At 36.1% G+C, this 21,199-nt stretch carries 17 protein-coding genes; 13 read left to right on the top strand and 4 right to left on the bottom strand.

Annotated features, from left to right (window positions below; genetic code table 11):
- Positions 1-414: 414 nt before the first annotated feature.
- The 3 genes from I2F62_RS11200 (at position 415) to I2F62_RS11190 (ending at position 3,114) form a co-directional block, all read left to right on the top strand.
- Entirely contained in the window at positions 415-1,266 is an 852-nt protein-coding gene (locus tag I2F62_RS11200; protein ID WP_324627089.1) for a Vmh family MBL fold metallo-hydrolase, read from the top strand.
- A 183-nt stretch (positions 1,267-1,449) separates the two neighbouring features.
- Complete coding sequence (locus tag I2F62_RS11195) at positions 1,450-2,082, top strand: helix-turn-helix transcriptional regulator (RefSeq protein ID WP_324627088.1); 633 nt, start codon at positions 1,450-1,452, stop codon at positions 2,080-2,082.
- A gap of 33 nt (positions 2,083-2,115) precedes the next feature.
- Complete coding sequence (locus I2F62_RS11190) at positions 2,116-3,114, top strand: threo-3-hydroxy-L-aspartate ammonia-lyase (protein WP_324627087.1); 999 nt, start codon at positions 2,116-2,118, stop codon at positions 3,112-3,114.
- Here I2F62_RS11190 and I2F62_RS11185 read toward each other — a convergent pair.
- A complete protein-coding gene (locus I2F62_RS11185; protein WP_324627086.1) occupies positions 3,111-4,253 on the bottom strand; it encodes a glycerate kinase in 1,143 nt (380 codons plus the stop codon). The two genes, I2F62_RS11190 and I2F62_RS11185, sit on opposite strands and share 4 nt — an antisense overlap.
- A 248-nt stretch (positions 4,254-4,501) precedes the next feature.
- Here I2F62_RS11185 and I2F62_RS11180 point away from each other — a divergent pair, with 248 nt between their 5' ends.
- Together I2F62_RS11180 and I2F62_RS11175 are read left to right on the top strand one after the other, a co-directional pair.
- A complete protein-coding gene (locus I2F62_RS11180; protein ID WP_324627085.1) occupies positions 4,502-6,160 on the top strand; it encodes a phosphoethanolamine--lipid A transferase in 1,659 nt (552 codons plus the stop codon).
- A 410-nt stretch (positions 6,161-6,570) separates the two neighbouring features.
- Positions 6,571-6,918, top strand: a complete 348-nt coding sequence (locus tag I2F62_RS11175) for a hypothetical protein (RefSeq protein WP_324627084.1) — start codon at positions 6,571-6,573, stop codon at positions 6,916-6,918.
- A gap of 48 nt (positions 6,919-6,966) precedes the next feature.
- Here the strand turns inward: I2F62_RS11175 and I2F62_RS11170 are convergent, their stop codons facing one another.
- Both I2F62_RS11170 and I2F62_RS11165 read right to left on the bottom strand, forming a co-directional pair.
- Positions 6,967-7,608, bottom strand: a complete 642-nt coding sequence (locus tag I2F62_RS11170) for an HAD-IB family hydrolase (protein WP_324627108.1) — start codon at positions 7,606-7,608, stop codon at positions 6,967-6,969.
- Positions 7,575-8,786, bottom strand: a complete 1,212-nt coding sequence (locus tag I2F62_RS11165; RefSeq protein ID WP_324627083.1) for a DUF1615 family protein — start codon at positions 8,784-8,786, stop codon at positions 7,575-7,577. Before I2F62_RS11165 ends, I2F62_RS11170 begins: the two co-directional genes overlap by 34 nt.
- Positions 8,787-9,316: 530 nt before the next feature.
- Here I2F62_RS11165 and I2F62_RS11160 point away from each other — a divergent pair.
- From I2F62_RS11160 to I2F62_RS11145, 4 genes are read left to right on the top strand one after another with little or no spacing between them, the layout of a single operon-like run.
- Positions 9,317-13,081, top strand: a complete 3,765-nt coding sequence (locus tag I2F62_RS11160; RefSeq protein ID WP_324627082.1) for an ATP-binding protein — start codon at positions 9,317-9,319, stop codon at positions 13,079-13,081.
- Positions 13,078-13,728 (top strand): hypothetical protein, encoded by a 651-nt coding sequence (locus I2F62_RS11155; protein ID WP_324627081.1) that lies wholly within the window; start codon positions 13,078-13,080, stop codon positions 13,726-13,728. The genes I2F62_RS11160 and I2F62_RS11155 overlap by 4 nt, the downstream gene beginning before the upstream one ends.
- Before the next feature lie 9 nt (positions 13,729-13,737).
- Positions 13,738-14,979, top strand: coding sequence for a hypothetical protein (locus I2F62_RS11150; protein WP_324627080.1), 1,242 nt, complete (start codon positions 13,738-13,740; stop codon positions 14,977-14,979).
- Positions 14,976-15,836: a DUF7281 domain-containing protein gene (locus I2F62_RS11145; protein ID WP_324627079.1), complete on the top strand. Its 861-nt coding sequence runs from the start codon at positions 14,976-14,978 to the stop codon at positions 15,834-15,836. The genes I2F62_RS11150 and I2F62_RS11145 overlap by 4 nt, the downstream gene beginning before the upstream one ends.
- A gap of 99 nt (positions 15,837-15,935) precedes the next feature.
- On the opposite strand, the gene I2F62_RS11140 is transcribed toward I2F62_RS11145, so the two are convergent.
- Complete coding sequence (locus I2F62_RS11140; RefSeq protein ID WP_324627078.1) at positions 15,936-17,297, bottom strand: PIF1 family DEAD/DEAH box helicase; 1,362 nt, start codon at positions 17,295-17,297, stop codon at positions 15,936-15,938.
- Positions 17,298-18,087: 790 nt separating this feature from the next.
- Here I2F62_RS11140 and I2F62_RS11135 point away from each other — a divergent pair.
- From I2F62_RS11135 to I2F62_RS11120, 4 genes are all read left to right on the top strand, one after another.
- Positions 18,088-19,176: a hypothetical protein gene (locus tag I2F62_RS11135; protein WP_324627077.1), complete on the top strand. Its 1,089-nt coding sequence runs from the start codon at positions 18,088-18,090 to the stop codon at positions 19,174-19,176.
- Positions 19,177-19,558: 382 nt separating this feature from the next.
- Positions 19,559-19,780 (top strand): hypothetical protein, encoded by a 222-nt coding sequence (locus I2F62_RS11130; protein WP_324627076.1) that lies wholly within the window; start codon positions 19,559-19,561, stop codon positions 19,778-19,780.
- A gap of 72 nt (positions 19,781-19,852) precedes the next feature.
- Positions 19,853-20,077, top strand: coding sequence for a hypothetical protein (locus I2F62_RS11125; protein WP_324627075.1), 225 nt, complete (start codon positions 19,853-19,855; stop codon positions 20,075-20,077).
- 127 nt (positions 20,078-20,204) lie between these two features.
- Positions 20,205-20,597 (top strand): hypothetical protein, encoded by a 393-nt coding sequence (locus I2F62_RS11120; protein ID WP_324627074.1) that lies wholly within the window; start codon positions 20,205-20,207, stop codon positions 20,595-20,597.
- Positions 20,598-21,199 lie beyond the last annotated feature (602 nt).

Raw genomic sequence — 21,199 nt, 5'->3', positions numbered from 1 at the left:
TTACCTCTTATGTCGATTTAGAACTAGTAAAACCTGAAAGAATTGAATAAATTTCTTACAAAAGCGCCATCTTTTTTCTGATATTCAGCATAGACAAAATTGATATGCATTAAAAAAGTCGATATCCATCTGAAAATAAAAATTTTATACAAGTTGTTATGCAAATTTCGGTATAAGGAAAAAGTAGGTCAATATCTACAGACATTAAACATTTTAAAAAAATATATAAGATGATATTGTTTTTATTCAGTTGGATAAAATTCAGACTTTTAAGCAAGCTTACTTTTTGGTAAGTACTTACTTAAAGTTAGTTTTGGTAATAAGATAAAAATCATCTAGCAATTCACGACGATGTGTTAGCAACCGCTACACCAACGAGTGTAATCAAAAATCGACCAAAAATGGAGCGCCATAATGAAAAAACAAATACTTTTTACCGCTTTAAGCGTACTGACGACCACCGCATTTGCTGTGCCATTAAGCTATCAAACTTATAATCCTCAAGAAAAAGGATTGTTTCCTGTTTCATCAACCTTAATTACAGGTAAGCACGATGCCGTTCTAGTCGATGCACAGGCAAGTGTAAAAGATGGCGAACAATTGGTGAATATGATTCAAAAAAGTGGTAAGCAGTTAAAGTATATTGTGATTACCGCAGGTGACCCAGATTATTATTTTGGTTTACAACCCATTGTAAAAGCGTTTCCAAAAGCCAAAATTATTGCAACCCCTAAAGTTGTAGATCATATCGAGCAAACCAAAGCGGCAAAAATTGCATATTGGGGACCAATTTTAAAAGATGGCGCACCAACCGAGCTTTATGTGCCAAAAGCGACCACGTTAAAAACGCTTAAATTGGAAGATCACAGCATTCAATTTAAAGATACCAAATCATACGCAGCTTATTTATGGGTGCCAAAAGACCGAGTTCTTTTAGGTGGTGTAGGGGTGAGTTCAGGTATTTACTTATGGACAGCAGATACCCAAACCAAAGAGGCGCGTGCAGAATGGTCAAAAACCTTGACCAAAATGAAAAAGTTACATCCTAAAACCGTTATTCCAGGTCACTATTTAGGTGAGATGCCTAAAGGTGTTGCAGCGATTGACTTCACACATCAATATTTAGCTGATTTTGAAAACACCTTAAAAACCAATACGGGTTCTGCGGCAGTCATTGCTGTAATGAAAGCAAAATATCCACATTTGGCTGAAGAAGGTACGTTAGAGTTTAGTGCGAAAGTGAATACCGGCGAAATGAAGTGGTAAGTTGTTAAATATTTAATGCTGTGTTGGTCTGTATATAACAGGCCAACATTATTAACCAAGTTAGAACGTGCTAAATAGCTGCGTTTTAACGCAAAAAGTTGTTCTAGTGTAGAAAGCCATATATTCAAACCCTAAAAATAGTTAAAATTATAAATAATTGATTTTAGAGCGTTAGCCCCATTAATGTCAGAAAAGATGATTTCACAACAGCATCTGTTAGAGCAGCTCAGTAAAATAGGCGAAGGTTTAAGTCAAACATTTAGCCCATTTTGTGAAGTGGTTGTGCACGATTTAAGTAATCCTGAACATGCTATTCATAATATTTATAATAATTTGTCGGGTCGACAATATGGTGGTTCTGCCACCGAACTTGGATATAAACGTATTAATAACCCCGATTATCCGCAAATTATTTCTAACTATAAAAATCAATTTAAAGATGGTCGGTCAGTAAAAAGTACCTCAATTGGCATAAAAAATGAAGCCGGTGAATATGTAGCAGCATTATGTTTGAATGTGGATTTATCGGTTTTTTCCGCAGTACAAAACATGCTCGGACAATTTGCATCGTTCCAAGTCAATGACGAACTAGAATGTTTAGATCCTCGCAACATTGAAGGTTTAAGACAGCGAATTGAACTCTTTGCAGCACAAAAAGCCAGTACCGTTCAGGCATTAAAAACCACAGACCGCCGTGAATTGGTACATGTTCTAAAAGCTGAAGGCTTTTTAGAATTAAGGCATTCTATTGATACCATTGCCAGTGTGTTAGGTATTTCCCGTACTACTGTCTATTCATATATTAAAGATATTTAGTGCTTCAGTTAGCGTGTATTACAGGAGTGTTCAATGGATACCAACGCGACAACATGCTTGCCTTCTTTTGAAGATGTTGTAGATGCCGAGCAGCGTATTAACGGTGTAGTACATCGCACAGCAGTATTGCAGTCGCATCGACTGAATCAGAAGTTTTCAGCCGAGATTTTCTTTAAATGTGAAAATTTACAACGTACAGGATCTTTTAAGTTTCGAGGAGCTTTCAACGCGCTAAGCAAACTCAATGCAGCACAAAGAAAACAGGGCGTGATTGCTTTTTCATCTGGCAATCATGCTCAGGGTATTGCACTTGCTGCAAAGCTATTAAATATTTCTGCAACCATTGTTATGCCCGAAGATGCGCCAACAATTAAAATTTCGGCAACTCAAGCCTATGGCGCAAATATTGTCTTTTATAATCGCTACACACAAAACCGCGAACAAATAGCCAGTCAACTTGCACTCGAGCAGGGACGAATACTTATTCCCGCCTACGACCATGCCGATATTATTGCAGGACAAGGTACAGTAGCCAAAGAGTTAATTGCCGATGTTGGACATTTAGATTTCTTATTTGTTGGATTAGGCGGTGGTGGCTTATTGTCTGGCAGTTTATTGGCGGCACAAGCGTTGTTACCGCAGTGCAAAGTCATTGGCGTAGAACCTGAACTGGGTAATGATGCTCAGCAGTCACTACACGCAGGCCGTATTATTCATATTGATACACCCAATACCATTGCAGATGGCGCACAAACGCAACATTTAGGTCAGTTGACCTTTCCAATTATTCAGCAGCATGTACATCAAATTGCAACCGTTTCAGATTCAGCTTTAGTTCAGTCGCTACAATTTTTTGCTCAAACCATGAAAATTGTGGTCGAACCGACGGCATGCTTAGGTTTAGCGGTACTATCACAATGGGCAAATGAAATACGAGGCAAGCGTGTCGGTATTATCTTAACCGGCGGTAATGTCGACTTAGCCCAATACGCGCAGTATTTATCTCAACCTGTAGCTGCGTTACTCGACTAATGGATTTGTTTCAGCACACGTGCGATATTTTCACATGTTCGCTCTAAATTTTTAGCGCCATTCTGACAGGCTGTTTCAAGGTCGCAACTTTTATCTAGTATTCCAAAAATGGCACTAAAGCCGTGTTGATACAGGTGATCAATCTCGGCGCCGATATAACCGGCGCAGGCAAATACCGGTTTTTGATAGCGCTGCGCTAATTGCGAAACAGCTAAAGGGGTTTTGCCAAATTGCGTTTGAAAGTCTATGCCACCTTCGCCCGTAAATACATAATCGGCTTGTGCAATTGCGGCTTCTAATTCAATTTCTTGAATAATGGTTTTTGCACCTGCAGAAATTTGTGCATTCGTAAACGCCAATAAACCTGTGCTTAAGCCACCGGCTGCGCCTGCACCAGCAATATTGTGAAAATTTTGCTTAAAATGATTGCTTAAACAATTGGCATAATGCTGCATATTGGCTTCCAATAACTCAACCATGTCTGCATTAGCGCCTTTTTGTGGCGCAAATACATAACTTGCACCATTTTTCCCAATCAACGGATTATTTACATCACAGGCGATTAAAATTTCGGTATGTTGTAAACGCGTATCTAAGCCAGAAACATCAATTTTATCAATTTGATGGAGTGATCCACCACCAAAGGTGATGTTTTTACCATGTTGGTCATAAAAACGTACGCCTAAGGCGTATGCCATGCCCACTCCGCCATCATTGGTGACGCTGCCACCTAAACCAATAATAATTTTCTTTACCCCATGATCTAGCGCCGCTTTAATTAATTCACCTGTACCGAGCGTTGTGGTCAGCAAAGGGTTTCTTTGTTCTGGTAAGAGCAGATCAATCCCATTGGCTTTCGCCATTTCAATAATCGCCGTTTGCTTTTCATCAATTAAGCCAAAATATGTATCGATACGTTGATGCGACAATGGCCCAGTGACCGTCACCGCTACTTTTTCACCTTGCAGCGCAAATAAGAGGGCATCAATAGTGCCTTCACCGCCATCGGCCATGGGTTTATAAATAAAACGTGCATCAGGATAAATTTTTTCAATTCCTGTTCGCATTGCATGGCAAGCGTCTATGGCAGACATACTTTCTTTAAATGAATCAGGCGCAAGCACAAAGGTTTTAGACATATTTTTTAGTGACCTGAACAGTGAAAAATGATGGATTGTTATACATATTAGATTTGTAATTTAATATTGAAATCATGCTTTAGTTCAAACAAGATGTCAGTTATTATACGGACTTAGTGTTATTATATTACATATATACCACTAATTTTTTATTATTTTGTTGATTTATAAAGTATTTATTTGGTTAATAAATGCTTAATTTAAAGATGATTTAATGCGCACATATTGTTTGGATGATGAAAAAACACATGCAAATCCTATCTTCTTTGAAAAAAATAGATATCTCCCTAACGCAGTTTAATTTATTGATTGCCTGTTGGCTTGCAGCTGGGCTCAATATTAGTTTCTTTAAAAAAGTTTCTGAATTAGGCTCATATACAGGCGCTTTGAGTTATCTTTTTGTTTTCGCAACTTTTGTATTATTGGCTGGGTTTTATTTTTTTGTATTGCAACTCATCAATTGGAAGCACACAGCAAAAGTACTCAGCGCCGTTCTAATTTTTCTAGGTGGTGGGGCTGCATACTTTGTCAATCAATTGGGCGCAGAAATTAACCGCACCCAAATGGAAAATGTGGCGCAAACCGATTTACATGAAACTTTAGACTTAATTACGGCAGCGCCGTTTGTGCTGTGGTTTATCGGAATGGTCATCTTACCGTTGATTATTCTCTTTTTCTTGAAGATTAAACCTGCAACGTTTAAACGTACTATCTTTACCAAGTTAATTACTTTAGTCCTGGCATTGGTGTGTATGTCTGGTGTGTTATTTAGTTTTTATGGTGAATATGCGCCGATTTTCCGCGAACACCGAGAATTAAAATCGAAAATTACCCCACTGAACGTGCTTTCTGGTGGTTTAAGTTACATCAAAACGCAATTCCATCATAATAAAAAGCAACAACCATTGGTGCGTTATGGTGAAGATGCGCATATGGTTGTCAACGCAGCATCGAAGCAACCTAAAATTTTGGTTGTGGTGGTGGGTGAAACGGCTCGCGCACAAAACTTTAGCTTAAATGGCTATCCAAAATTAACCAATCCTGAACTTTCAAAGTTAGATATTATTAATTTTAGTAACGCATCTTCATGTGGGACACAAACCTCGGTTTCAGTTCCATGCATGTTCTCGGGTATGCCACGACACGATTACGATGAAGGCTTGGCTGCACATCGCGAAGGGTTATTGGATATTGTGCAACGAGCAGGGTATAAAGTCACTTGGATTGACAATAACTCTGGTTGTAAAGGCGCGTGTGATCGCATTCAAACGTATATTTCACCAAAAGATGATGCGCGCTACAAGCAATGGTGTGAAGATGGCGAATGTAAAGATCAGGTACTGTTAGAAGCATTACGTGATTATCTAAAAACATTAGATCTGAAACAGCTTAAACAAAATCAATTGATTGTATTGCATCAAGTGGGTAGCCACGGACCTGCATACTACAAGCGCTATCCTGAGGAATTTAAGAAGTTCACGCCAACTTGTGATACCAATAATATTCAGAACTGTGACCATAACAGCTTAATCAACACGTATGACAATACCATTGTGTATACCGATCATATATTGGCAACATTAATCCAAGACTTGAAACAGCTACCGATTGCAACAGGCATGATGTATATGTCAGATCATGGTGAATCTACAGGTGAGAGCGGTATGTATTTGCATGGTGCGCCGTATATGATGGCACCCAAAGAGCAAACGCATATTCCAATGATTTTCTGGTTCTCGCAGCAATGGCCACAACAAACCGCATTGCGTAGCTGTTTAAGCCAGCAACAGAAGTCTGCAGTCAGCCAAGACAATTTGTTCCCAACCGTTTTAGGATTACTTGATATTCAAACCCAAGTGCTTAATCCAAAACTAAATATGGTTCAAAATTGCCAAGGTCAAAACTAAAGCAAATAAAGTCATGATACATCGGGCAACCGATGGACCATGACCACATGCAAAATTAAACCATGGGCAAAACCGGTCTAAAATTGAGTAGATTTGTTTTGCCCATTGCTGTTTATGACAAGTAATTATTTTAAACTGCGAGATATTTAACCCTTTGGAAATGGGCTTGCCATCAAAATAGCCTAAGCATAACTATAAGTAGAAATTTAAAACCAGAAATCGTTTAAATCTAGATTTTTAGCAAATTATGCATAAAAATGAATAATTAAAGTGAGAATTGAAAAATATTAAAATAATCATATTGCGATAATTAATGTTAATTAATAATTATTTTAAGATAAATTTAAGCTTTAATTATTAATTTAATAAACACCACCTATAAAAAATATAGTGATGAAGGAGAGTCAAATATGAATATGGAATTTACCCATCAACCGAATTATTTTTTCTTTGCACACCGTCTTGTACAATTTTTAGAAGGTTATCTGCGCAAGCATCCTGAAACAGATACTGAATTTAACTTACAAAGTATCGAGCATGATGTTTTTGGTGATGATCGGGCTTCAAGTTCGGTGAATCTAGAAGGCATTTTAAATATTGCGGATGAATATCAAGTTCATACTGAACGTGGCGTACTTCCATTGATTCGCTCATATATGATTCAAGCGGAAAAACATGTGCTAAAAATACAATTTCATCCAGAAAGTGTACGTGGGTTATCTTTGGGAGAATTAAGTCGATATCCAAATGTCCACTAAACTAGATGCAAATAAAAAAGAGAGCGATTGAAGCTCTCTTTTTATGCACTACGATAATTTAGGCAATGTTTTATCTTGACCGACCATAAATGGATGATTTGCGAGGCCGAGCATTGCCAAATCTTCATGGCTATTGCCATAAGCATAAATGTGCGAGAATTGTTCAAGCTGAAATTTCTGTTCAATTCGAAGCCGTTTTTGCTCTAGACTACAATCGGGCGTTTGATATTCGCCGGTTAAACGATGGTTATGATGCGCTGTTTCGGTACAAATTAACTCGACTTGCAGTAAATCACTTAAAGGCTTGAGGTACAGATCTAGCGAAGCCGAAACAATGACAACTTGATGACCAAGTTGTTGATGTTGTCGCAATTGTGCCAACAATACCGGATTGAGCTTCTTTAACAAAAGTTGGCTATATTGTTGGGCTAAATTTTGGATCTCATTATATTTTTGATGCTCGAACATCTGCTGATACAGTTTTTGCCGCATGGCATCTGCCGGATACAGCTTGGCATAATAAGCCTGAATCCAAGGTAATATCTTAATGCCTTTACGAACAATGTGCCGTTTAGACAAGGTGTAAAAGATAAACTGCGTAAAGCTATCATCTAAATACAGCGTGCCATCAAAATCAAATAAAGCTAAAGATTGTGTCATGATTTGATTTTTCGACCACGATGCATACAGCTTTCAAAGCGACCATTCACACGACTGGCATACCAATTGGTATTGTAGTCGCGGCTCAGTTTTGGTCCAGAAATAATCACTTGTGGCATAACTGCATAAGGTAAATCTTTTCCAACTTTGGCCTTATAAAGCTTAAGCAGGGTAAGGTAGGTTTGTGTTTTTTCAAAATCAATCGTTTTTTCTTGCTTCAAATCGCTACGCAATTGGCGCGGTGTAATAATGACTTTATTTTGAGTAAATAATTTAATTAAACCTAGCTCAGAATCGCTTTGGACTGCTTGCACATCTTCATTTTTATCGTAAAGCAATAAATCACCATCTAAAGACAAGTTGGTTCCCGCTAAAGTATTAATTGCTTTTTGAACAGAGGCATTCCGGCTTGAATACATGCCGGAATTATAATCGGCAAATCGGTAAATTGGCTTGTCATAATCGGCTTGATACATCATTAAACGATGGATGCCGTAATATAATCCGCCATATTGTGTATACAAATAGTCGCGTAATTCATTCACGTTCATACGGTCTTTTTGGTGATCTTGTGCATAGTGAACCAAGACTTGCATAGAACCTAAAGTGGTTACAGGGTTCATACGTTCGCCAATATCGGTACCGACTAATTTGGCTGCACCCGTCAGAGCGCTTACATGATAATGTTTAGACATGTAGTCGAAAATCTGACGATATAAAACATCTAAATCTTGCTCAGTTTTTACTTTAGCCATTTGTTTTAAATAACTATTTTCAGGACTCGGTTGAGTTTTTAAAACCTGTTCAAAGTAGTGCGCAATTGGAGTGCCTAATGTGTCGCCTAATTTATCTGTGAATTTTTCTTGCAGTCGGCTATTGACTGCTGCCACCGCTTTTTGCCCTAATCCGGGTACTTGAGGATTGGCAACAAAATTAGATTCCTGATCCACAATGGCCACAATACTACAGACGTTTTGTTTATTCTTCTCAATTTTAAGATCGTCCATAATGCTGTTCATGTCTTTCGCCCACGATGCTCGATCGCGAACATGAGGGGGAATGAGCCGGTTGATCTGCTTTTCAGTCAGGTGTTTTTCATCGTCATCTTTTGAAAATAATGAATTTTCGCCGCACGCAACCAAGCCGACACACAGCGCCAGCACGGATAAAGAACGGAAAACACGATGATAAGAAGAAAATTTATTCATATTGTTAAACACTAAGCGTTCAAGCAAATTAAGAGGGCGAAAAATCCTATTGAAATTGTAGTGGTTTTTCTAAGCGCTGTATATTGCTGTTGCAAAAACAATAAATAATTTATTTGGCTGTATTATTAATAATCTACTCTTAAAAGTTTATCTTCGTAGGTATATTCATCGTCAATAACCTAAAATATTCAGTAGTATCTGATCAATCTTACTTTAAAGGTATGTTGACATTTTTATATGGTAATTAAATCATATGACCACATGATAAAGCCGCATATTGCGGTTTACAGTTGTATTTTTAGTTTATCAAAGCGAATTGCAACAATTCTATCTTACTTCAATTGAAAAAACATATCGTTAAAAAACTTATCTAATTTTTATTTTTTGAAATGTAACATCTCTATTGTCTTATAACTAGTTTCAATGACGATGCTCATCTTTTAAATAGGAAAAATTTTATAAAAAAATAATCCTCTAAGATTTATTTTTATGCATAGCATCTTGATTTAGATAAATATTTCTGATAAATCATGTTATGTTTCCGTAGTACACAGCCTAGATTCTTTATATTTGAGAACAACATTTTGAATAACATAAATCATCAAACGATAACCAAAGGTCTAAAAACTATTTACCTTCATAACTCTTACATTAGAAATAAACGAGTTAAGTTGCAATGCGATGGCCATACCAATTTGATTGCTGCAAATGGTCGCGGCAAAACTAGCATGCTTAATTTGCTCCCCATATTTGCGGGAGTTTCGCCTGAAAGTATGGTGCAAAAAGCTGCCAATAAATCTAGTTTTTTGGATTTTTATTTGCCAAATCTGCAATCAATGATTGTATTTGAGTACCGTGGGCAACAAGGAGTTTGCTGTGTTGTAATGTACAGACATCAAAATGGTTCGAAGTTTATTTATCGTTTTGTTCAAGGGCGTGCTGAGGATACACTTTTTTCTCCTCAATTGAGTGAACTCTTTGAAAAGAACACTCCAGTGAATGAAATTTTTCATGAATTGCAATTAAATGATATTAAGGTTAGTCGGCAAATTGAAACGATTCTAGATTATAGGGCGATTCTGCATAACGATAAGGAACGTTTTGCACGGGATAAAATGCTTCGTAATTTAGCAGCAGATTATGCAATGTGTGAGCGTCAATATACCTTAAGGCACCTAGGTGAATTAACCCGCGTACCTATGTCTCATGTAGATCTTATTCATAAATTTAAAAGTATGCTTGTTGATGCCTATCTTCAGGATGAAAATGTAGTTGTTGCGAATAAAGGATTAACTCACACGTCAAACTTAAATTTGATTGAAGACATGCGAAGTCTACAGCAGTTTATTAAATCCAGTTCACAACTTGAAAAAGGGACGCAACTTAGAACAAATGTCATTCAAACATATCAGCAACTGCTTACAGTGAAGTTGCAAGGTGAGATGTTAACTGAACAATTGATAGGGGATGAGCAGCACTTACAACAGCTAAATGATGCTTATTTAGAAAAATATGAACACAATTATCATGACTTACAAACGACCATCAGCGATCTAGCAACTCAATTAAGCAGTAAACAGGGTGAACGAACAACTACCAAGAATCAGATTGAGCATATTAATAAGCAGGAAGAGGAATATCAGCAACTCAATATTAATCATATGATTAAAGAATACGATAATCTGCCTGTGTATCAACTTAAGCTACAAGAGGAAAAGACGCAACTACAACGTTTAGAAGCATCTGCCAACGATATTGTAGATTACCATAATTTGCATATCAATCAGATTCGGGATGAGACATCTCGGGAAAAGGACTTATGGGAACAAAAGAAAGGCAATATTCATCATGAGCAAATTCAGCTTTTAAAGCAACAATCGCAAGAAGAAGAGGAGCTTCGCTCGAAGCAAAACACTGAACTCACTGAATTATCGAGCAGACAAGCATTCGCTCTCGACACGATATTAAAAACGATTCAACAAGCGTATAGAAGTGTCGGGGAAGCTGCCGCATACACGGCGGAAGAGTTGCAACATCTAGATTTAAATAAGAAATTATTAAAACAACAAAAACAACAAATTTCTGAACATTTAATTAAATATAATCTACTTGGGCAGAATGTAGATGCTCAAAAAAAGCAGAGGCAAGCTGCACTGGCAAAAGTAGAAAATACCAAAAAACTATTACATAAGGAGCAGGAGTTAGAACAAAAATTACGAGAGCAACTCAATAATGAAGGCTCTCTGATTAGTTTTCTGCGTAGTTATCCCGATGAAACATGGAAACAGCATATCGGTAAATTAATTAACCCTGCTTGGTTACTAAAAAAAGGACTTAGTCCGAAATGGGAAGATCAGCCAAGTCAGAATTCATTTTATGGCTTGCACTTGGAGTTGGATAAATTGAGTCTGCCTCAAGAGGCGGACAGTCTAGAAGAGCTTAAAAAGCGGATTGAACAGCAGGTTTTACGTTGTCAACATTATCAAGATGATCAGGCACGTCATGAACGTTATGCCACTACAGCTCAAGAACAATTAGAAGATTTGGAGCTCGCGCTGTCTGTGTCTGAGCAGGAACTAAATAATTTAAACAGAAAATCTCAGGAAATTGAAGCAGCACAGGAGCGTATAGAGAGTGAGATTCGTTTGAATATTCATGAGCGTAAAGAGCGGGCTACTCAACTTTTACAAGATGCTGAACAACAACACAACTCTCTAATTCAACAGCATAAATCTGCTAAAAATGATCTACAACAACTGCAAGAAAAAGACTGTGAGACAATTAAGGCAGCATATCGACAGAAAGCGAGCAATCTTGAGGAACAAGGCAAACAGATTCAAGAAAATATTCGCAAAGTACTCAAGCATCGTGATGATAAAATTGCGGAATTACACAAGGCTAGAGATCGGGCACTGCAGGCTGAAGGTGTAGATACACAACAATTAAAAAATGCAGAACAACGGTTGGCAGATGCTCAACAAAAGCTTAAAACAGTGAGTGGATATATTGGCAAAATCAGTGCATATCATCAATGGGTTGAGGTTGAACTCAGTCAACGTACTGAACTTCACAACCATTTAAAAACGATTCAAGAAGCTATTGATCATCTAGAAAAAGAACATGCAGATGTAGTGAAAGCGTTGAAACAGTTAGATCATGAAAAAATTGAACATCACAAGCACTATCAAACTACACTTAAGCTCATTCAGAGAAAATTACAGCAGCTTGATTATTTATTAAAACGTATTGAACCATCCATACAGGATTTCACAGCATTCGAATCAGAGTTTGCAATTAATCAAGTAGAACAACCATTGGATTTTGATTGGTATCTTAATCATGGGCAAGAGCAATTGTCGCAGCTGGTAGAATTACGTAAAGAAAGTCTGCAATTACATACATTGGTCAAACAAATTTTGAGTTTGGCGCAGGGTAATGGCTTGGAGCAATATTGGAGTAACCAGATGTTGGGTTCTCCCCATCAGGTAGACAGTTTGCCTTATATGTTAGAGGCCATGACCGTATTAAGTAAAATGCTGGCACATGAAATTCCATCGAAAATTACAGCAACGATCGCTGCCTATCAGTCTTTAGGGATTGTCTTTCAGACTCATTATGAATCACTCAAACGGTTTCAACGCAAAGTTTCCAGAGTGTCAGATGATCTGAGCTCCAATATTAATACTCATAATCCATTTACAGCATTAAGTGAGATTGAAATTCGCCTTGAAGCGACCATTCATAAATTTGGCTATCTTTCAGATCTAGAAAATTTTGTAAATAAGTTTGAGTCTGATGTCAATGAAATTCCCGATGAAAGCGTAATCGCCTCTTTGGAAAATGCAGTAAATGCGTTACACAACTCTAATGTCGAAAGTCATGACCTGAAAACCATGGTGGAATTGAGCATCTGCTTTAAAGAAAATAGTCGTTTAGTGCGGGTTAAAAATGACAAAGATTTGGCTGAGGCCTCATCTACAGGCTTATCTCGTTTGGTGATTTTATTAATTTTTACAGGATTAATCCGACATTTATGTTCAGATGAAAGTGTAGCCATTCATTTGCCAATTGATGAACTAGGACAAATTGACCCAGTAAATAGCATTAAACTATTAGAGCTGATGCAACAGCAACAAGTTTATTTGGTGTGCGCGCAGCCACAAATGACTGAACAAATAGCAAGGTCTTTTAGCTATAAATACAATATTGACAAGGACAAAGGTCTTTCTCAGTTTGTAGTTAAGTCAAAAACTCAACAGAATCCTCTTCTTGTTAAAGGGAGCTATGCACAATGAATCATCAAGCTTTCGGTGAATGTATAGAGCGCTTACTGCGTGGAGAAGTTATTGATGCATGGTTAAATAAATCACTGTATAGCGATTTGTGCCAGCCTGAACATCTTCAAGAGGTCAATAATTTTTTATTCAAATTGAATCGTCGTTGCGTTCATAGTAACGACGGAAATGGGTTTTATTGTGCTTATCTAGATATTGAATCTTCAGAGATTCGCAAGATTATCCAACGCCAATTTAATGACGTTGTTTCTAAAATTGAACCCATTGTGCAATGGATACGCTTGTGCCGTACATTAACTAACGATAGCAAACCCATTGAATATGGAGATATTATTTCAAAAGGTTCATTGCTAACTAGTGTAGAACAATCGCATTTAGGCAGTGAACAACTAAAAAAACTTGCCCAGAAAGTTGGCAAACAAACAACCAGTACCAACGCGTCTGAACAACTACAGTATGTACTGAATTATCTACTGGATGAGAAGTATTTAATTTTGGGGGGCAATGATGCAGGGACGACATATCGGGCAACGGCGAAATGGTCATTATTTTATGAACAACTCGAATATATCAGTGCCTGTGAGCAAATACCTACAGACAACTTGCATGGCACAGCAGTACAAACTGTTCAGGATGAATTGCTATAGGTATCTCGTATGAATGAAGCGCAAAAAGAACATCCAGCTGCAAAAGCCTGCTCAACGCTAGCAACACATATTGAAGTGATTGGTACAGCAATTAATAATAATCACGGCGCCATTGAGTTTAGCCCTGAACATGAATCAATCATTAAACGCTTGAATAAAGCAGGATTAGGTTATATTGAAACAGATACAGAGGCTTATATCTTACATAGTACGGTGGTCAGGTTTGTTTCACATTTTGAAAAAAAAGGTAGAATTCGAAACTCTAGTGATGACATTCATGCATGTATAAATCAGATTGAAAGTTGTGTCGAGACCTATCAATTTGCTAGACAAAAAAGTTTGCCAGAAGCTAGACATTATTTAATTCAAATTAGTGAATTAGTGGTTGAATTAGCTAGTTTGTTACATGAAAACTGTCTATATTTTTCTAGTATGGTCGCAGAACACCTCTCGGTCATCTCTGATCTTCAATTAAAAATTCATGTCACAGAACAGGCCTTAAAAGAGCATCGCCACTTGCGTAATAAAGTTAGCGTATTAACGCCAGATTGGCAGGACCAGCTGATGAGTTTGAGTAAAGAACTCGAACGATTAGTTAAGCGACGTTTACAACCAGTCGTCAATGCGTGTAATCGTGAGTTATTACAGACAGCTCATCAGATTAAAGAACAAATTACCGCACTGAAAAAAGAACAACAGATCCAGCAGCGTAATACATTAATTGATTCAGTTCATCGCTATTTATCTGACAACAAAATTGGCATACAACTTGAAGTTGCCATCGCTCCCGATATCTTTAAGCATGTTGCTACAATTCCTTTAATTGGCTACGGCAACGTTAATCAATATAGCCAACTTGATATTTTAGGGGAACTCGGGGCAAAAGCAGCAGAAAATAGGCATAGCAAATCAACGATTCAACTGGCTGACGTTGAAAAAACGATTGATCAAACCGATGATATTGAGATTGTGGATCAAAGTCCTTTACAAGCAGCTCTTGAATATTTTTTCGAGGCCGCACTACAAAGTGATGCTGGTGTAGAATGGCGTGGAATCGATTGTTTCGAAAAACTTCAGCCCGAGGTGGAGCTAGAATTCTGGTTGATGTCATTAGTGGGCTATCATCACGTCAACCAAAAGACACACGAACAGAAAATTACTCTGCATATGGAAGAAATCCAACTCCCATATTTTGATGGTAACTTTCTGGTTCATGATGTCATTGTGACAAAATCTAGGGAGATTGTGTGAACCAAATCCAGTTAAACGTGATTCGTGATGTCCTTAGGGAAAAGCCCAAAGAGGTGCGCCTCAATAAAACATGGCAACGACTGAATGAAGATTATGGCATCGGTAAGCCTATAAATCATGGCTTAGGTTTAAAAGAACGAGACTACCAACTCTTAGAACGGTTATATCAACAGCATCGCAAGGATAATATATTAGATGATCTACCTAAAGGTCAAAATCGCCTTGAAACTGTAAAAAACCATCGAAATGAAAAAAGTACAACAAAAGATGTATTTGCAGATCAGCTAGTATTTGCCGCTGTTCATCATGAATTACCCATGAAATCAGTTTGGTTGCCAATCGGTTATCCGAGTTTTGTTCCCACAGTAGAGATGAGCGAATTAGATATAACTGGGATAAAACGGTTAGTGGTTGTTGAAAATGCCACTATGTTAATCACTTTACATCAGTGGTATCAATGGTTACCTAAAATGTGGCAATCTAGCTTATTTGTCTATCGTGGACAAGGACAAAACCAAAGCACTGTAAAAATTCTTTTAAATCAATTAAAAGATGATATTCCGGTGGCCATTTATGCAGATTTTGATCCCTTTGGCTTATCTATAGTCATGAATTATTTAAAGATAAGACCTGTTTCAATCCTAGTTCCAAAGGGTTGGCAAAAGTTTAATAAAAAACATGATTGTAATCAGGTGAATAAATATCTAGATCAGATTAGTCAATTGACTCAATTGAGCAATAAACTCAGTCAAAATTCATGTCTACACAACATGTTTATGCTCATGCAGACTGAAAAAATTGCAATCATGCAGGAAAATGTTTTGTTTTTAAATCAATTGGAAGAGATTGAATTATAAAAAGATTTACAGAACTATTTCTAGTATCTGTAAATCTTTTATTTAATCCTTTGTTAAATAATAAAATATTAAAACCTAACAGATTAGATCTATATATAATCAAAATGGCAAATCTGTATCTGACTCAAAGGGTGGCTCAGAATTAAAGCTATACTGCTTTGCTTGCTCATATTTTAGCGCAACCAAATCACTGGTTTCACGGAATGTTTTATCAATCTCTTGTACCAATTCATTGACACGTAAAGCGGTTGTATTAAAACCGGATAGTCGTAAACCCTTGATCGAGCGCAACCGTGATAGAGCAACATAGCCTTGTCCTTCAACGAAAGCACGGCTTAAATCAATATTGGCTTCATCCAGTGACATGCCTTGTGATTTATGCACAGTAATCGCCCACGCCAGAACTAAAGGAATTTGAGTCACGCTGGCTAAAGTGCGATCTTTCGGGTCTTTAAGTTCCCAACTCATCGGTTTTGCCAATATGTGCAAACCGTCTACAGTTTTAACTACAGGATATAAGGTTGGGTCTGCAGGGTTATCTTCGTCTGCGCTAAAACTGGTCACAATGCCTTGCGTACCATTCATAAACTGGTTGGAATGATTATTTTTGGTAAATAAAACTTTAGCACCGCCTTTTAATTCAAGTTTTTCAGGGGTGAGCATTTGCTTTTTCAGTGCTTCAATCCATCGAGCATCGCCCGAAGATTTGGCTTCAAAATGAAAAGAAGGCGTGGTCAATTGCATTAAGCGTGCAAAATTAATGGTATCCACATTTTCATTGTGAGTGTACAGATTGAGCACTTCTATATCATAGGGCTTATTGGCTGTTTGATTCAGTGTTTGTATATGTTCTGGCTGTATACAATCTTCACGTATGGCATTTAAAAGTGCATTAAACTCACCGCCTGTGGTACGGTACTGTTCTGTGAGATAACAAATTTGAAAATTCGCATTACGCCAAGACTGCCCAGTAAAACAGAAAATCTCACTGGTTGCTTCCTTTAAAGCATTATTGGAAATAGGTGGTAACTGGAAGAAATCACCACAAATAATCAATTGAACCCCGCCAAATGGCAGACTATTTTTTCTCGCGATTTTAAGCACATAATCGACAAGTTCAAATTGTTTGCGATGCAGCATGGAAATTTCATCAATAATCAAGACATCGGCTGCACGCAAGCGTTCTAAAGTCGGTTGCTTACTCGAAAAACTAAAAAGATCTTCTGGAGTAAATTCAGTTTTAATCCCAATACCAGACCAAGAATGGATGGTTTGACCTGAAATTTGCGATGCAGCCAATCCAGTGCTCGCTGTACGTGCAATTTTATGTTCTTTTTCTTTATTGTTAATGAGCCAATCACAATATTGATTGATGATATAAGTTTTCCCTGTACCTGCACAGCCAGTTAAAAATACATTTGCACCGGTTTTAAGAATTTCTAAGGCTGTTGATTGCTTCATTTATTTTTCCATGGCAAAATTTAAGTCAGTACAGTTTATTGTTATCCATAAGGGATAATAACAAAAGATATTGTTTTATATCAATTTTATTTAAATATCTAACTAAGTGAAGACGGTAATTTATATCAGCCAGAAACATGATTACATATAGTATAAATTAAATATGAAGATAGGTTTGAAAAGATTTTAAACAACAGTGGTTCATCTTCAAAATAGTATAAGAATAGGTTGCTGCAAAGTTTGTTACTTGATATTAGATAGGAAAATCGAATCAAGGAAAAGGTTAGGGGATAGCAAGACAACATAAATAGATCTATCCCTAAATTGTTAAAATTGAATGGCATTTAACCTAAATCTGATTGCTATGATTTGCTAGAATTTTTACTTGTATGAATTTAGACCCAGAAATCAATAATATTTTTGTTTTTATTGTATTTTTATGTTAGATTCTCGGCAAAATTTATAGCTAGCTTAGGTTAGGTCTGCATTTATAAGGTTATATGCATAATATTTTTTGAATATAGCTGCCAATAAATAGACCACTTGCATTATTTATTTTAAATAGAATCAATTTAATAATTAAAGTTTTTGATTAATTTAGAACTTGATTTGAACTTTTGCAAAAAAAAACCTAATAGCTTTTTTGGGTGTGTCATTTTTTAATTAATATTTTATTTATATGGTTTTAGTCGATAAATTACTTATTGTCTTCATGAGATTGTATATTTCAACGACTACATTAAATAAATCTATTCATTGTTATTTTTAATATATTTAAAAAGGGGACATAATGAGCAGAGTTTTTTTTATCTTTGGTCTTTATTTTTTTAATTTAAGTTTACATGCTGGGGTGGTAGAGGACATTTTAAATAAAAAGGTAAAAATAGATACACCCAAACCAGTCTATAAATATGATATTTATCAATGTGGTGTAAGCCAAAGCGGTCAAATAAATTTCAATGACTGGAAAAAATGTTTAGATCGTGAAAATCCAGATAAAATAAATTCATTAAATAATATAGATAGAACAAATGATTTATATTCAATCTTAGTGAGTAAATATAAACTCAAAAAAGGCACAAAATGTAAAGTATATAGTGTAAAAAATGGGCACAACGACGATGATTTTTCAAAATTTGAAAAAAATCATCGTTTATATAATGGTCGCAACATGCCAGAATATCAGTTTCTTGGCGAAAACGATGAAATATTAAGAGCAGCACCTTCGTCACTAGATAAAGATCTTTATAATGATGTCCGCGATGTTGCACTGTTACGCTCTCAGGAAATAACTAGTCAACAACAGGAAAAAATCACCTCACGATTTCAAAAAAGACACCGATTTATTGAAAAAAGTTGTGGCAAAGAATTTGTCACTGCATTTAATGCTTATCTAAATGATTATGCAAATTTTGCGACTGAACAATATGTTAAAGAAGCAGAAAAGAAGAAGAGTAAATCTCAAAAAGTAACAACAGAAAAACAGAATAAAAATTTGGCGATTCAATTAAGGCCCATCAATAAAGAACAGGATGAAATTGAGTCATTAATTAATACCAAAAAATTACAAATGCAGCTTAATGAAGAGTCAATTGGCATTTGCAAGGCAAGTACAAATTATCAGATCTATCAGGCTTCAAATAAAATTCTTATTTCTTATCGCAATATAGAACATGCGAATCAAGCTTTAAAAAACGAGCAGGATCGTAAAAAAAACTCTGGATTAGTTAATCCTGATGTACAGGATATGGCAACAAAAATTATCCAGCATTCTAAACAAGATATTGACGATAGCTTTAGCAAATACCGAAAAGCTGGTGGGTTGGCGACATCGGCTAAATTGGTTAAAACAGCAGTCAATCCTTGTAAGACTACTTAATTAATTTCCATGCACTGGAGAGATTACAATGCCATGAATCGCTCCAGTGAAGTTGTACGTGCTGAAGCTGTAGCAGTACGTACAATCTTTGACAAGCTATTTAACATAAAATTAAGTTATGCGACACCAAGCCGATAAAAAACAAAAAATGTGGCGAGGGCGCGCAGCCACTTTTTTTGGCTTTTTTGAGGATAGGAGAGAAAAAGTCCACCATCTCTAGTGTGGACTTAACTGCGGAATTTCGGTTTTAGTTGTTTATCTTTTTACTGAATTTTCTTATCCATATGATTTTATTATATTTATTTTTTATTCAAATTTTTATAAAAATCTTGACAAATATACTCTTTGAATATATTTTGTATATACAAATGAGGTTTATATTATGTTTGAAAATCTTACTCAGCAGATTCATGAACGTAAATTATTACGAGATAAAATGATTGAAGAAATTACATCATCTACTGAACTTGATGACGTTGTTAATTTTCGAGTTAATGGTGCGTTAAAAAGAGAATTTAGTAAGATTTGTAAGCAAAATCAATCGTCTGCTAGTTCTGAACTTAAGCGTTATATGCTTCAAATTGTAAAAAATGGAAGAGTTTAATTTATTGCACTGAATATTAGGATTGCACTCCTAATATTCAGCTAATCACAATGATCTATGAAGGAGATCACCATGACTAATGAATATAATACATTGCTTAGTTATTTAGGAAAAGAAATCACATTTAACTATCCAGTGCCAATTGAATATAAGGAATCAGGCTTGTACGAGGTTACAGGAAAAGTAATCTCTGTTTGTATAGAGCTAAACGAAAATCATCAGTTATGTGTGCTCTATGATGAAAGCTCCAATTCAGCTGACTTTTTTGAGTTTGATCAAATGGTATTTATTAAATAAAAGTCCTTATTTATTATATATAGATCATTAAATGCGCCTAAGGGCGCATTTTTATTACGTATATATAGAGCGAGTGTTAATGAGCGATCAGGCAAGTATTTGAATTTTCCTCACCGCATCTGCTCCAGTGGAGACCGGTATAGCTGTTTCTTATAATCCAAACGCCCCTTACAACCATGATTATATTGATAAAAAAAACTTAAACTATACTGTTGTCAATCAACCTAAATTCAGTGGTTGCATTAAAATTAATGGCAAGCTTATTGCTGTTACAGAGCAGGGTACATTACTTGATACTGATCCATCTGTTTGCAAACGATTAATGAAAAATACATACGACAGGCCTTATGATTATTTTACTTTGCATAATTCTTCTAATAGCAATAATTCATCTTCTAGTCACTTGGACACAAATTCGCAATCATTTAAAAACAATGATTTAAATCAAACGCATAACATTTATCAAGTTCCTGATTCTTCAACGTTTAAAGGGACAGATATAACAAAACCAAGTGTTTAAATTTAGCTCGAAAACTGTCGTAAATTTTGTTTTGAAAAAACAAGATTTATGATTGTTTTGAGCAGTCAAACGAAGTGCGACAGCTTTATGAATAATTTAGATATATTGCTTCAAATATTGAATGACTATTTATTGATCTTGCAAAAAACAAATTCAGACAATGAAAAGATCAATCAAGTAAAAATGATGATTTGGGCAATAGAAGACGAACGCAAATTACAAACTTTTTTAAACAATCTCACATTATCTAATCGCTACTATCTGCGCTAGGTTTCGCATAACTCTATATTATGTTATTTCAGACGCTTTTTGCTGTGAGTGATACTTTTGACCAACTCACAGCAAAAAGTTGCAGCAGCAAGCGGAGAATGCGTTTAGAGTGCTGCAAGCTGTGCCACGTCGGATTTAACATAATAGCTTTCATTATGCGACATTCGAGCGTTAAAAAGGGCGATATTCTCGCCCTTCTTTTTTAGTAATCAGGTTCAATGTGAACAATTAGTTTTTTAATTTAATATTTCCGTCTTCATCAATGTCTATTTTGTTTATAGTCATTTCTATTATTTTGTGAATTATTTGGCTTTCAGATTTAAGTGTTTTAA

The sequence above is a fragment of the Acinetobacter sp. MD2(2019) genome (genome assembly GCF_035615615.1).
Classification (GTDB): Bacteria; Pseudomonadota; Gammaproteobacteria; order Pseudomonadales; family Moraxellaceae; genus Acinetobacter.
Note: the sequence above shows the minus strand (reverse complement) of the source record. Positions and strands in the feature narration are given on the sequence as shown.